Raw genomic sequence first — 13,634 nt, forward strand, 5'->3', positions numbered from 1 at the left:
CAGGCGGAAGTGACTCGTGGGCTGAGTATGAGGGTGCCTGTTTGGGCCCTCATTGGGGGCAGCATTCTCCCGGGGTCGGGTACGACATCCCTCACCCCACGGCAATGCTACAGAGCTTGGGACCAAGGTCGGGCAGGCGTTGGGAGACCGTATTCCAAGATGGGAGGGTGCTGGGCGTGGGCGGGGCTGGGGGGCACTCGCTGGAGACCTCTTGGATCATCTTCGCGAAGACGGTGATGGCTCCCATTTCCTCAGCGGAGGTCTCTTCAAGCCCGTTAAACATGGCTTCGTGGGCATACCGGGTGAGGAGCATGCGGGCAATGGCGAGGTAGGTGTCTGCCAGGCGCTCCAGCTTGCGGGGCTCTGCGGAAAAGCCGAGGTCGGCCCAGAGGTGGTCAAGCAGGGCGCGGGTGACCTCGCGGGCCATGCGCATGAGGCCGCTCGTGGCGTCGGGAATGCCGGTCACCGGGTCGTAGCCGAGGTGCTGGTGCTTGTGCTCGAAGTTGCTGCCGAGGTCCACCTGACAGAAGCGCTGGGCGGGAGCGTGGCGGAAGACATCACAGAGCATGCCAATCTCCAGGCCCCAGTCGGCGGCGAGGGGGATCTTGCGAAGGAACTCGGAGTCCGCAGCGAACTCGCCAGAGAGCGGATAACGGCACATGGCGAGGAAGCGCAAAAGGGGCGTGGAGCCGAAGATCTCCCGCAGCGCCTGGATGAGGGGAAAGACGAGGAGACGGGTGACCCGGCCGTACATGCGCTCCCGCACGCGACCATAGTAACTTTTGGCAAAGACGTAGCCCATGCCGGGGTGAACAACGGGCAGGCAGAGACGCCAGAGCATCTCTCGGTCGTAATTCAGAATGTCACTGTCGTGGCAGGCGATGACGCCACGGTGGCCGGTGGCATGGAGGGCGCCGACGCCCATCCAGACGTTTCCACCTTTGCCCGGGCCGCTGCGGCGGGTGCCGAGGGTGTCCACCTCGCGATGAAGGCTGGTGAGTTCCGGGCCGTCATTCCAGAGGACGGTGTGGCGGAGGTTGGGGAGGCGTTTGGCGTAAAAAGCCCGCGCGCGGTCATACCCGCGGCGGTTCATGCCATTCATGGTGAAAATGACCTGGCTGATGTAGGGCACCCCGGTGAGCTGCTTCAGCATGCGCGGCAGGGCGGGGCGCTGGAGCTCGGCGTAGAGGGCGGGAATGACGAGGGCGACGGGTTTCTCCAGCGAGAGCTCCTTGAGCAGGGCCTCACGCTCTTCGAGGGCAGTCTCGGCGAGGTGATGCAGTGTTGGAAGCAGAATGGGCTGGTGGAAATCGGGCACGCGTTAGAGAGGGAAAAGGGAAGAGGGGTAAGTGATAAGGTGAGGAAGGGACAGTGCGTCAGTCAGTGCCGAGGGCTGAGGAGGGGCTCAGGCCGGGAGTCTGGTGTCTGGACTTTGGACCTGTCTCAAGTAGCGGGTTTCACTTTTCACTCGTTACTTATCACTTTTCACTCGGGCTACGGCTTCTGTCTCGCTGTTGAAGGTGTTTCCCTCGCCGTCGGTTTCGATTTCCCCATCGCTGGTGTCTTCGATCTCGCGGCGCCATTTGCGGGATATCCAGGGACGGACGAGGCCGTAAAGAAGGTAGGAGACAAAGAGGACGGTGGGCATCCACTGCCAGGCCTTCACGGTGAAAGCGAGGACGATGATGCTGATGAGCACCCAGTGGAAGGAGCGACGTGTGCGCCAGTTGATGGACTTGAAGCTGGGGTACTCCAGGCTGCTGACCATGAGGTAGGAGAGCAGAACCATGAGGGCGGGCAGGGTGTACTTCCACTTTCCGATTTCGCGGTCCATGCCGTCCAACCACATGAGGGTCATCGTGAGCGAGACGATGACGCCAGCCGCGGCCGGAATGGGGCAGCCGCGAAAGGAGGTGGAAGACTTTTTCCCAGTTTCAGTCTCGATGGCCGCCAAACAGTTGAACCGTGCGAGTCGCATGGCACCGCAGACGAGGTAGATGCAGGCAATGAGCCAGCCGAGCCCGCTGAACGTTTTCTCAAACTCAGCCAGCACAATGTCGTGCACCAGGAGCGCGGGTGCCATGCCGAAGGAGACGATGTCCGCCAGGGAGTCAAACTCACGGCCGAAGTCAGAACTCTGACCGCTGAGACGGGCCAGGCGGCCATCGAGGAGGTCGAACAAACAGGCGACAAGGATGAACCCAATGGCCCACATGTACCGCTGATGACCAGTGTCCGGCTGGAAACGGCCGACAATATGGAGGATGGCCATGAACCCGCAGAGGAGGTTCCCTGCCGTCATGAGATTTGGCAGAACGTAAATGCGAGGTTCGCGGTCGCGATCGTCGGTGGGGGACGTGGACATGGTGGCCGCGACTGTAGCGCGTTTTTTTGACAGGATTGACAAGATTTTTAAGAGATTAACAAGATGGAGGCGGGGGGGCGCCTGGTTGAGTCGCCCAAAAGTGGGCTGTTGAGACGCTTTGCTGGTTTGGGTCCGCTTCTCGCTGGTTTAGGGCAGCTCCCAACCAGCCCACTTGCGCTGTCTCAACTTCCCCCTCCCCAGTTGCCTCTTTGGCGTGACGGGCGTAAGGTCTTTCTATAATGAGCACCGCGACTGTCGCCGATCCTGTTTCCTCTGATGTTGTAGCTGAGCTGCCGCCGCTGAGCGGGGCAACCAAGATGGGAGCGCTGCTGGAATCCTACCCGGGGGCGCAGCGGGCACTCTTTGCGAAGTATCACATCGGCGGATGCCGGAGTTGCGGCTTCCAGCCGGGGGAGACGCTGGCGGAGGTGTGTGCCCGCAACGAAAACATTCCGGTCGAGGAGGCCGTTGCCTTCATTCAGGAAAGTTACCAGAGCGATGCAAGCCTGCAAATCACCCCAGAGGACTTGGTGAAGCTGCGCGAGGTGAGCCCGAACACGAAGCTGCTGGATGTGCGCTCCCGCGAGGAGCACGAGGCGGTGGCCATCCCCGGCTCTCATCTGGTCTCGCAGGAACTCATTCAGGTGATCTTTGACCAGTGGAACAAGACCGACCCTGTGGTGATCTATGACCACCAGGGAAACAGTGCGATGGATGCGGCCGCGTACTTCCTGGGTCATGGCTTCGTGGAGACGAAGTGCCTGAAGGGCGGGATCGATGCCTACAGCCTGGATGTGGACCCCAGCATCCCGCGGTATCGCTTGGAAATCGAGGACTAGGCGGGGGCTTTTTTGACAGGATTAACAAGATTTTTTGAAAATTAACAAGATGGGAGCTTTGGACGGATAGGTGGGCGGCAGGTAGAGATTGATCTGCCCCCGTCATGTCTTCTGTCTTTGGTCTTCCCGTCTCTTGTCTCCACTGACTATGAACGAAGAAGTTTTGCAGGACGCTCTGGCCAACCCCCAGAATGTGGGGGAGATCCCGGATGCGGATGCTGTGGGCACCGTGGGCAGCCCAGACTGTGGGGACATGGTGCGCATGTGGATCAAATACAAGGAGCAGGACGGCAAGAAGGTCATCGACAAGGCGACTTTCCAGAGCTTCGGCTGCCAGACGGCGATCGCGGTTGCGAGTCTGGCGACTCAGCTCATCAAGGGCAAGACGCGGGAGGAGGCGCTCGATCTGAGTGCTGAAGAACTCTCCAAGCCGCTCGGGCCTCTGCCGCCGATGAAGATCCACTGTGGGCAGATGGTGGAAGGGGCTCTGAAGGCGGCCCTGGAAGCGGAAACGGCAGAGAAAGCCCACGTGCGCCCTGAGGCGTCCCCAACGGCGAACGCTCCCGTAGAACAAGCTCCGACACTGCACGATGCCCTGGCAGCGGCCGGCAAAAAGCAGGCTGCCAAGATTAAGATCGTGAAGTTCTAGTCCTGTGGGGCGAACTGCCACGTTTTCAACTTGAGCGTTGTAGGGCAGGCGCTCTGCCTGGCTCGCACTGCCGCCTCCGCCCCCGGAATCGGCTGCGGACATTCATGCGACGACCGTTCCGCCGTCGGCCGCGTATTCATATGCTGAATTCGATCTGCCCGCTCGGGATGCACCGGTCATCAGGCCAGAAGCTGTGCTACCACTTTTCACCTTTTACTTTTTACTTTTCACTGGTTCGCAGCTTCTTAGAGGTCCAAGCAGCCCGCCCCCATTCTTTTCCCTCCCCCTCTATTGCCATGCACACTGATATTGACCTGAATCGAGAAGTTGAAGCCATCCAGATCCCGAGTGGGGACGCCATCCGCCTGCCGGCAGGGACGCGGGTGATCATCACCCAGTCTCTTGGCGGCACCTACACGGTGGCGACTGACCACGGGTTGGCCCGTATCTCGGCCAAGGATGCTGATGCGTTGGGGATCGACCCAGAGGAGGACAAAAAGCAGGAGACGCAGAGCTCCTCGAACATCCCGGGAGATGCGAGCGACCTGGAGATGCAGGTCTGGCAGCAGCTCCGCGGAGTCTATGATCCCGAAATCCCGGTGAACATCGTGGACTTGGGCCTGGTGTATGATTGTGCTGTGAGCAACGACGAAGAAGGCAAGATCAAAGCCCTCGTAAAGATGACACTCACTGCCCCCGGCTGCGGCATGGGCCCTACGATCGCAGCCGATGCCCAGGCTCGCATCATGACCATCGAGCACATGGACGATGCCGCCGTGGAACTCGTCTGGGATCCAGCATGGAACCAGAGCATGATCTCCGAGGAGGGGAAAATGAAGTTGGGGATGATCTGAGGCGCAGTGCGCCTCGAAAGCAAAAAGGGGTTAGTAAAAAGTGAAAAGTGGAAGGGTTGCGCTGCAACTCCTCGGCTTTTTTGTTTGGCGCAGGCTAGGAGAGGTTTGGACCTGTGAGCACCTTCGCAGGTTGTCCCTCGACTTTTTACTTTTTACTTTTTACTTTTCACTCATCGTTCCTCCCCTCCCTAACACTCCCGTTTTCTCACACATGTCCTCTCCGAGTATCGGCACCCCCTTCACCTCTTCCGCAACCCGTGTTCTCATGCTTGGCTCAGGAGAGCTGGGCAAGGAGGTGGTGATTGAGTTGCAGCGGTTCGGGTGTGAGGTGATCGCGGTGGATTCGTATGCGAATGCCCCGGCCATGCAGGTGGCGGACAGGGCGCACGTTGTCTCCATGCTAGATGCGGAGGCGCTGCGGGCGGTGCTGGTAACGGAGAAGCCGAATCTGATCGTGCCTGAGGTGGAGGCGATTGCCACGGATGTTTTGGTCGAGCTGGAGGCGGAGGGGTACAAGGTGGTGCCGACGGCACGGGCGGCGAAGCTGACGATGAATCGTGAAGGCATCCGCCGTCTGGCGACGGAGGAGCTGGGGCTCCGCTCCTCGCCGTACAAGTTTGCCGCGACGGAGGAGGAATTCCGCGCGGCGGTGGCAGAGATCGGCATGCCCTGTGTGGTGAAGCCGATCATGAGCAGCTCTGGCAAGGGGCAGAGCGTGGTGCGCAGCGAGGCCGATCTGGCCTATTCCTGGAAGTACGCTCAAGAAGGCGGTCGCGCTGGCAAGGGCAAGGTCATCGTGGAAGGCTTTGTGGACTTTGACTATGAAATTACCATGCTGACGGTGCGCCACGCCGGCGGCACGTCCTTCTGCGAGCCCATCGGGCACCTGCAGATCGACGGGGACTACCGTGAGAGCTGGCAACCGCAGCCGATGACCGTGGCGGCACTGGCGGAGTCCAAGCGCATCGCGGAGGCCATCACCACCGCTCTGGGCGGGTGGGGCATCTTCGGCGTGGAGCTCTTTGTGAAGGATGACGTGGTGTGGTTCAGCGAGGTCTCCCCGCGGCCGCATGACACGGGACTGGTGACGATTATTTCCCAAGACCTGAGCGAGTTTGCGCTTCATGCCCGCGCCATCCTTGGGCTGCCGATCCCCAATATTGCCCAGCACGGGCCCAGTGCCTCCGCAGTGATCCTGGTGGAAGGTCATTCCAAGGACGTGCAGTTCGGCAATCTCACGGCCGCGCTCAGTGAGCCAGACACGGCCCTGCGTCTCTTTGGCAAGCCCGAGGTCAAGGGCAAGCGCCGTATGGGCGTGGTGGCGGCGCGGGCGGAGAGCATCGAGGCGGCACGGGAGAAGGCTCGCAATGCAGCGGGAGCGGTGGACGTGCGGTTGTGATATCAGGGAGAGCTTGCGCTGGAGACCCCGGCGCAAGTGCCCGTAGGGTATCCTTATTCACAATCGACGTCGTTTGCTGCTGCGTTGACATGACGGAGGATCGACAAGACTCAGCAACGGGCAAAGTCCGGCCGATATCGGTCTGGACGAAAGCAGATCCCCGACGAGATGCCCAGTTCTCCGGGCTGAATCAGGCTCCCATTCACATGCTGTGGGCAGGGCTGTGTTTTCCGGTGCCGTGGGTTGACGACAGCACTGCGGATGGGTAAGTGAGCGGACTGTGTCGAGCTATCTATGGAGCACGCCTGAAGTGATTGTGGGTCTCTCGCGAGAGCGGTTTGGCGTGGAGATTGCCCTGCAACTCTGGAATGAGCTGCAAAAGAAGCCGGTGGGGGAAGGGATGCGGCACTCGCATCGAGACTACTGCGGTATCGGCCTGTTGAAGACGGAGTCGGGGGTAGGGCTGTTCGAGATCTGTGATGGAGATGGCTTTCAGAAGGTGCACTGGACCCATATCGATTCGTTTGTGAGGTACTGGGCAGAACAGTCTGACCATGGACTCTGCGGAGCGGATCCAGAACATCCGGAGTTGCTCACGGATTCTGCCTTCAAGCTGAACAACCAGCGAATCCATAGGAAGTGGGTGTGTGAGCTCCTGGAGCAGTCGGCAGCCAGACGGGTGGCCGATGGGCAAGGCTGTCGTGGAGTGGAAAAGTGTCCAACGTCCGAATCTCCCCGGGTGGTGAAACGGCATCCGGCTCCCTTTGGCCTCCGTTGGTGGAGGGCTTACATGGACAGATAACGCACTAAGCGACAGGCGCCGTCTGCGTTGCCACCTTGCAATACGCGCGCACTTTGGCGCGGCAAAGTAATGCGAACTGGACGATGGCCCAGACGGCGGAGACGATGACCCCGACGATGAAGGAGACGGTCATGGTCACCTCCATGATTTTTTGGGCGGTGGCGTCGCCGCCGACACCCTTCATCGCCTCAACCATGACCGGCCCCGAAAGGTGGGTGTGACTGATCCAGCCGTTAACTGCGGCCACCGCTACGGCAACAACGGCGAGAATCAGGGTGAGTTTGCGGCCCCATTCACGCCCACGGATGAGGCCGATGGCTGAAGCCATTTGCACGGGTACGAGAATCAACGAAAAGCCCATGAGGACCTTGTAGTAGGCGGCGTATGTGGCGTCGTTTTGCAGAATGGTGGGCACGGGATTGCCGGGGTACATCTCCGGCTTGGTCATCATCATCACGCTGGAAAGGATGCCGAAGATGCCAAACGCGGCGAAGGCCAGATTAAGAATGCCGATGACGAGGAGTGTCTTCGGCTTCTGGATGGGGAGGGCGGGAGGTTGCATGGGGAGGGGCGTTAAGAATGTTCTACTGGCAGGCTTGACGAGCGAGGGGGCGAGTGAGGAGGATGATTTGCAGGAGACTGTAGATGAGAGATAGAGCGAAGAGCATGAGCAGGACGGCCTTGAAAATGCCCCCCAAGGTGTCGAAGACCGCATTCAGAAACTCCAGCTTTCCCTGAATGGTGGGATCTTTGGAAGTCACGGGAGCGGATGTCGGAGGCGCACCGGGCAGAGGGAGGAGGCCGGTGATCACGGCAATGCTGCCGGTGCAGACAAGGAATTGAAGGCTGGCGAGAACGACGGTGGTCTGCCGCGCCCATTCCCGCAGCCTGATAAGGCCGATGGCGGCAACAATTTGAAGCACCACCAGGAGAGTGCCGATGCCGAGGAGCCACAAGGTGGCGGATGTTCCCGGCGGTCCTGATACGGGATTCTGCCCGGAACTGATGATGGAAAAGAGACTGGAGCCAAGACCGGAGACCGCAAAGCATAGATTGATGATGCCGATTGCCAGAGGTGCTTTTGAAGGGCGGGGGGAGACTGCCGAGGGCGTAGCGGTGGCAGGGGTGAGGTGTGGAGTGGGCAGGTGCGGCGGTGACTTGGGCCGGGGAATCGGAGGGGGAGAGTCTGGGAACATCGGGGCGTCTTTTTAATTAGAAGACCTTCTCGGAAAAGGCGGGGCGGCTGGGGAAAGATGGGTGTGAAATGGAGAAAAGCAACGGGGGCGTGACCGGGGCGGGGCGCGGGCCCGGTTGCCTCACGGCGCCGAACAGATGTGCGCCGCGGGCATGTCCTTCCGCGCCGACCGGGCGGTGGTCTCCGGGTGCCCTGCTTGCAATAGGAAACAACTTAAAGTTGCAAAGGGGCACGGTGTTGATCCTGAACACCGATGACCGTGCGGGGTGCTTATCTACGACTGGCAGTTCAAGCTCAAAGACGCATCTGCCTCCTGGTAGCGGTTGGCGGCGGAAATGGCGTGACCGAACAACAGACCCGCGCCTCCAAGCAGCAAGCGCTAAGAACCTTTCACTCCCCCCACATCTTCTTTTCCCAGGCCTTCTGCTTGCCCTTGGCTTCACGGAGGCAGGGGGGCGAGATTCATGATCAGGTGGTTTAGCCAGCCAGGGGGGCCGCCTGAGGGGGCGCTCGAAGTCGATGAAAAGGACGACACGATATCCGTTGGTATCGTTCCAGACTTCGTGGTTCCACGTGTTGTCAAAGATGAGGCGCTTGCCTTCCTGCCAGGTATGAATCTGATTGGCGATGCGGATGCGGCATTGCTCGCGAGGCTCTGGGACGAGCGGGCCCACATGCAGACGCAGGACGCCGGCCCAGGCTCCGCGATGGGAGGGGATGTGCTTGCCAGGGGAAAGGATGCTGAAGAAGTCGGTGGTAAGTCCGGGGATCTTGTCCAGAAGTTACATCGTCACCGGGCAACGGGCGGAGTTCTCGCCGCAGTCCATGCCAGCCGCTTTGAGGAAGAATGTCTTCCAGTGGTCGTCTGCCTGGATGTCGCCCACTCCCTTCATGATGTCCTGGAAGCTTGGCATGGCGTCGCGGTACTTCATGACATGATCGAGCTCTGCCCGCCAGCCTCCACCTCATCCACCCAGGGGAAGTGCCTGGTGCTGTACACCGGGGGATCTCCCAAGGGCGAGAAGCGGGCAATGACATCTTCCACCCAGTCTTGCACGGCTTCCAGCTACTGGCCAAGCGGCGTGGCGGCGGGCTTGATGCGATGGGTGCGATCGTATGCCAGCAGAGGGAGGCTGCCGAGCGCGTGCTGCTTCTTGTATTCAGCGGCTGACTTTGTGTCAGATGGGCTGGCTGCGGAAGGCATGGAGGCAGGGGCGGACATGGGGGCAAATGCAGACTGGGAACCAGGAATTCGGAAAGAAAAATTGCAAATGAGAATGGATGAATGGAGGGGGCTGGGAGGTGGCAAGCTTCGTCATCCGAAAGTACGGTAGGTGTGGCACGGGGGAGGGGGGGCTTTGGGAAGAGGGGCGCTGAAATTCGCGTCTCTGTGGCCACTCCACTTCTCTTTTGGTTTGACAATTCCTGCCTGGCGGGCAGAATCCCTCCCACGCAGGTGCCAGAGATGGTGCCACAATGCGAATGCGGGCGTAGTTCAATGGTAGAACACGAGCTTCCCAAGCTTGATACGTGAGTTCGATTCTCATCGCCCGCTCCACAAAATGAACGAGTTACGGCTCGTGTTCTGGACAGTTTCAGGACGAGCCTTCACGAGAGGAGCTGGGACTTCTGGCTAAAAGTACACTTGAGGGCGCATGCGACTTTCGGCTAATTGCCTGGCCCCTTTGGTTGAACTGAGCCCCCTCCTTCGCAGGTGCCACGGTTCGAGTCGCCAACGCCCTCTGCGCGCCCTGGAAAGTTGCTGTTCTCTCCCTGATTCACAGGTCTGGCCTCCGTTGCACAGACTCAGAATGCCCTGCAACACCCCCAAGTGTTTTTATCCAAACCGGTTACGGGCGATGGTCGATGGTCAATGGTCGATTCGCTCACGGAGAGGCTTCCCAACAGACGATGGAACTGGCGGGGATGACGAGAGGCTCCTGGCCATCCGTCTCGAATCGCAGTTTCCCCTGAAGAACTCTTACGCGGTGGGCTTGTACCACGCGAAGGGTCCCGTCAGTGAGTGTCAGTTCGTAATGTTTGAGTTCTGGAGTGGAGTCAGGTTGAATCCCATCACTGGACATAGACCGTCGGAAGCCGGAGGTGTAGCGGTGTATGTAAGATACCCTGTGCGCTGAGCCTCCTGGCCGGGCGCAATAGTAACGCAAAGTCGGGGCAAGGGAAGGGGATTTTTTGGTGAGGTTTCTGGAACCAAGGGGCGCCGGGGCGATGAGCGCTTCTTGATCAGGGATCCCCGTGGGGACACCGAAGGCAAAGATGGGCTGCATGGCATTTGCGGCCTTGGGTTAGATGGCTTTCTGCTTGGGAGGACCGGGACTGTGGAGATAAAACAAGAAAAACAACCCGGCGATGGTGATGGGGTAGTACCAGCCCAGATAGCTGTTCAGGAGAATGGAGAGAAAGCTCAAAGAATCCAGATAGGACCAGATGGAGAGAAGGAGCGCCGCGGTGAGGAAGATGCTGATGAGCACGAGCGGACGGGATGGTCGATTGTGGGACCGTTGGGAGAGGAAACAAGCCAGGCCGGCGGCGAGGACGTTGGTGCCGGAGAAGATGCGCAGGTCGATCATCAGTGCCTGGAGGGTGTTTTTGTAGTGGCTGCGGATGTGTTCCTTGATCGCTGCAATCTTGTCGGAGAGGGGAAGGGCTTTCTTTTTGATCGCGGTGAGAGCCCGGTCTGCGGTGGCTCTGAGCGAGGGCTGGCTGCCGTCGCCCGTCGGTGAGGGGGGAGTTGAGGTGATGTTGAGGATGTAGTTCTTGGGGTTGACCCGGAAGCTGGCGATCTCAGTCTCGATGGCGGTGGCTTGTGCCGGAGTAAGGAGCTTTTGGGCCAGGTCCGTTTGCAGGGCCTTCTCGGTCGCATCAAACGCGGGGGTGACAAGTCGCTCAGTCTTGAGGGTGACGTAGTCGCGCGCGTATGCCTCTATGCGTTGCTGGCCGATGAAGGTATATGCGAAACAACCGGCGAACAGAATGACGAGAACCAGATGCAGGGTCTTTAGAACATGCATGTAGCGAGGGGGCTAGGGCTGGGCTTTCGGATGAACCGGCGGGGCTACAGTGCCGGCAGGAGCAGCGGGACGGTTGCGTTGTTCCTTGAACTTGGCGGCATCAGCCGGAGGCATGGCCATCACGACAGCTTTGTTTTTGAGCGCAATGCGTTCAGGTTCGGTGAGTTTCTGGCTGAGCTTCTTTGCGGCGGCGGCTTCGAGCGCGGAGAGTTCTGGGACGAAGACCAGTTCATACCCTCGCGGGTTGGGGAGCTTGCTGAGGTCTTGATACGCCCCAACCTGGGCGAGGCGCAGCGTGCCGTCGTGGGGTTCGTCGAGCTTCGGGGACGAAAATCTGGCCTTGGGAGCTTGGGAGACGGTGGCGACGAAGGCTCCGATTGTGAGCCGGGCGGGCAGGGGCGGGGTGCCGGCCGGGGCTTTGATGGGACCAAGGGCCTCGTCAGGGATGGTGACGTCGAACGCTTCTTCGGTGGCCATCACGATCTCGACGACATCAAGGTCATCGGCACCAAGGGCGGCAAAAGTCGAGTCTGGATTGATGTTCTCTGGACGAAGGCCGAGCTGCCTGGCGATGATGGCTCGAACTTCGGAAAGGGGGGTGTCCGTTGTAGAGGCAGACTGGGCAGGGGGGCTCGACGGTGCTGAGGAAGGGCTGGCTGGTGATGAGGGCTTGGGGTTGCAAGAGGTAAGACCTACGGCAAGGAGGGCTATGGAGACACAGGTGAAAGAGGTTCGAGACATGGGGACGGAGGCGAAAGGTCGGGCCATCTGGTGCCCATCTTTTTTTGCATCAGTCTACCTTGAATGCCGTGGCGTTTGAAATGCAAAAAAGACACCTATGGCGTCTCCGGACCAAGGGTGCATGGTGTTGCAGTGGGCCGAGCAGGCTCCCGCAACAGCTCTCCATCAGTTTTTCATTCGCACAAGTGGCGATGGTTTTGGTCCAAGAGGGGGCTGGCCGTACCTCACACTTTCCGCAAAAAGCTCCAACCCAGCCAGGCTTGCCGGCCGAAGTTGGAGCTCAGACTTTCCTTAAATCCTCTCCTTTTTGCGAAGCGCTCTCTATTCCAACGGCGGGAGCTTCGCGCTGTAGTGCACTGCGCGGTGGCGGTTGTCATCGTACGCGAAGTGCAGCCACTGCTTGTCCTTGCTTACGAAGCCGTCGGGGTAGTTGATGTTGCCCTTCGGTCCATCGCTGGATTCCGGCACCAGGACGCGCTGGTAGGGCCAGGTCTTGAGTCCGTCGAAGCTGATCCACAGGGCCAGGGGCATGCGGCGTTTCGGGTTGGGATTGTGCAGCATCGCCACGGTATCTCCGCCCAATGGGTAGAGGGTGGCCTTGCTGCCTGGATTGGGGATGTCCGTCTTTTCCGCGAACTCGGGCCAGGTCCGGCCACCATCCTTTGACTCTGCATAGTAGAGCACGCCACCCAGTTTGTCTCCCCGAATGACCATGGCGATTCGTCCGTCACTCAGCTCCGCGAGATTGTTTTCTGCCCAGCCGAAGTATTTGTCATCTGTGGTCAGGCGGATATTGCCGTGCTCCGTCCAGGTCTTGCCGCCATCGCTGCTCATGATCACACCGTTGCGGGGATTGGTGAATGCGCGGTCAAGCGGGGCTTTGTCCTGCTCTGCTTCCGGCCCGATGTAGTGCTGGAAGGGGAGGAGGATTCGCCCGTCCTTGGTGATGATGTGATTGCGGATAAAAGTGCGCTCCTTGAGGCGGCCGGGCACCTCCTGGGGCTTGCTCCAGGTCTTGAAGGAGTCATCGCTGGTCAGGAACCAGGAACGCCAGTCGTTGGCCCAATGCTTGGAGTGGGTGGAGAAATAGAGGGTGGCCCGCCCGTCGCGAATCATGAGCTCCGTTGGACCTTGGCCGATCGTCTTTCCCTCACGAGGAAAGCCCACGTCGAACGCTTCCAGGGGTGTCCATGTTCTCCCTTGATCCTTGCTGCGGGTGACGCCGGTGTAGTTCAATGGGGAGGGCTCCGTGTCACCGCCGGCCAGGATGAAGAGGATCCAGGACCCGTCAGGAAGCTCCCGGAGTGTGGTGTCGCACACCATGGAGTTGGGTTTGATCCCATCGTAGGGGATGGAGGTGCGGTCCAGCTTCGCATCCGCGGCAGCCTGGGCGGTCCAGTCTTTCGCCAGCAGGGGGCTCAACTGGGAGAGAGGAAATAGAGCCGCAGCCAGCGCCAGCTGGGTCAGACCATGAAGTGAGTGTGTGAGGTGTTTCATGCGTCTGGCAAATACGGGGTGAGCGGCGGTTTTGCGCAGACCAAGGGGATCAATGTGGTGTTATGGTAACATGAGGCCCGCTTCGCGGGAGACGGAAGACTTGAAGACAGAAGACTCAAGACCCGAGGTCTCGCGAGGCCAAACATGTCAATCTGCCTCTCACGGCCTCTCATTTCCACTTGCGCGAAGCGTCTTGGAGTACGGTGGCTTGACACCGTTTTCGCCAGCCGATTGCATGCCCCTCCTCCTCCCGTTCACCGT

13 protein-coding genes, 1 tRNA gene and 2 pseudogenes are annotated in these 13,634 nt (G+C 59.9%); 6 read left to right on the top strand and 10 right to left on the bottom strand.

What is annotated here, in order from left to right; translation table 11 throughout:
- Positions 1-91 precede the first annotated feature (91 nt).
- Positions 92-1,318: a glycosyltransferase family protein gene (locus tag VSP_RS10405; protein ID WP_009960479.1), complete on the bottom strand. Its 1,227-nt coding sequence runs from the start codon at positions 1,316-1,318 to the stop codon at positions 92-94.
- Positions 1,319-1,471: 153 nt separating this feature from the next.
- Complete coding sequence (pssA, locus tag VSP_RS10410) at positions 1,472-2,365, bottom strand: CDP-diacylglycerol--serine O-phosphatidyltransferase (RefSeq protein ID WP_044133500.1); 894 nt, start codon at positions 2,363-2,365, stop codon at positions 1,472-1,474.
- 239 nt (positions 2,366-2,604) lie between these two features.
- Here pssA and VSP_RS10415 point away from each other — a divergent pair, with 239 nt between their 5' ends.
- The 5 genes from VSP_RS10415 (at position 2,605) to VSP_RS10435 (ending at position 6,908) form a co-directional block, all read left to right on the top strand.
- A complete protein-coding gene (locus VSP_RS10415; RefSeq protein WP_009960482.1) occupies positions 2,605-3,204 on the top strand; it encodes a rhodanese-like domain-containing protein in 600 nt (199 codons plus the stop codon).
- Between the two features lie 148 nt (positions 3,205-3,352).
- Entirely contained in the window at positions 3,353-3,853 is a 501-nt protein-coding gene (locus tag VSP_RS10420; RefSeq protein WP_009960484.1) for an iron-sulfur cluster scaffold-like protein, read from the top strand.
- Positions 3,854-4,149: 296 nt separating this feature from the next.
- Positions 4,150-4,707 (top strand): putative Fe-S cluster assembly protein SufT, encoded by a 558-nt coding sequence (gene sufT / locus VSP_RS10425; RefSeq protein ID WP_009960485.1) that lies wholly within the window; start codon positions 4,150-4,152, stop codon positions 4,705-4,707.
- A 211-nt stretch (positions 4,708-4,918) separates the two neighbouring features.
- The gene (gene purT / locus VSP_RS10430) at positions 4,919-6,106 is read left to right on the top strand and encodes a formate-dependent phosphoribosylglycinamide formyltransferase (RefSeq protein WP_009960487.1); all 1,188 of its coding nucleotides are present in this window, start codon (positions 4,919-4,921) and stop codon (positions 6,104-6,106) included.
- Between the two features lie 280 nt (positions 6,107-6,386).
- A complete protein-coding gene (locus VSP_RS10435; protein ID WP_029190334.1) occupies positions 6,387-6,908 on the top strand; it encodes a hypothetical protein in 522 nt (173 codons plus the stop codon).
- Positions 6,909-6,912: 4 nt separating this feature from the next.
- Here VSP_RS10435 and VSP_RS10440 read toward each other — a convergent pair whose 3' ends face one another.
- The 5 genes and pseudogenes from VSP_RS10440 to VSP_RS42145 all read right to left on the bottom strand — a co-directional run bounded on the left by VSP_RS10440 (position 6,913) and on the right by VSP_RS42145 (position 9,325).
- Positions 6,913-7,470, bottom strand: coding sequence for a hypothetical protein (locus VSP_RS10440; RefSeq protein WP_009960490.1), 558 nt, complete (start codon positions 7,468-7,470; stop codon positions 6,913-6,915).
- A gap of 22 nt (positions 7,471-7,492) precedes the next feature.
- Positions 7,493-8,104 (bottom strand): hypothetical protein, encoded by a 612-nt coding sequence (locus VSP_RS10445; protein ID WP_009960491.1) that lies wholly within the window; start codon positions 8,102-8,104, stop codon positions 7,493-7,495.
- 16 nt (positions 8,105-8,120) lie between these two features.
- Positions 8,121-9,035, bottom strand: a pseudogene (locus VSP_RS40850) (aspartyl/asparaginyl beta-hydroxylase domain-containing protein).
- Positions 9,032-9,160, bottom strand: coding sequence for a hypothetical protein (locus VSP_RS43595; protein ID WP_256200455.1), 129 nt, complete (start codon positions 9,158-9,160; stop codon positions 9,032-9,034). Before VSP_RS43595 ends, VSP_RS40850 begins: the two are co-directional and overlap by 4 nt.
- Before the next feature lie 9 nt (positions 9,161-9,169).
- The gene (locus VSP_RS42145; RefSeq protein ID WP_156346475.1) at positions 9,170-9,325 is read right to left on the bottom strand and encodes a hypothetical protein; all 156 of its coding nucleotides are present in this window, start codon (positions 9,323-9,325) and stop codon (positions 9,170-9,172) included.
- Positions 9,326-9,587: 262 nt separating this feature from the next.
- Here VSP_RS42145 and VSP_RS10460 point away from each other — a divergent pair.
- Positions 9,588-9,661 (top strand) — tRNA-Gly (locus VSP_RS10460).
- A gap of 748 nt (positions 9,662-10,409) precedes the next feature.
- Here VSP_RS10460 and VSP_RS10470 read toward each other — a convergent pair.
- From VSP_RS10470 to VSP_RS34830, 3 genes and pseudogenes are all read right to left on the bottom strand, one after another.
- A complete protein-coding gene (locus tag VSP_RS10470; RefSeq protein ID WP_009960494.1) occupies positions 10,410-11,135 on the bottom strand; it encodes a hypothetical protein in 726 nt (241 codons plus the stop codon).
- Positions 11,136-11,567: 432 nt separating this feature from the next.
- A pseudogene (locus tag VSP_RS43845) lies at positions 11,568-11,711 on the bottom strand (phosphopantetheine-binding protein); the annotation flags it as partial.
- A gap of 486 nt (positions 11,712-12,197) precedes the next feature.
- A complete protein-coding gene (locus tag VSP_RS34830) occupies positions 12,198-13,373 on the bottom strand; it encodes a sialidase family protein (RefSeq protein WP_009960496.1) in 1,176 nt (391 codons plus the stop codon).
- Positions 13,374-13,634: the final 261 nt, after the last annotated feature.

The sequence above is a fragment of the Verrucomicrobium spinosum DSM 4136 = JCM 18804 genome, from assembly GCF_000172155.1.
In the GTDB taxonomy this organism is placed as follows: domain Bacteria; phylum Verrucomicrobiota; class Verrucomicrobiia; order Verrucomicrobiales; family Verrucomicrobiaceae; genus Verrucomicrobium; species Verrucomicrobium spinosum.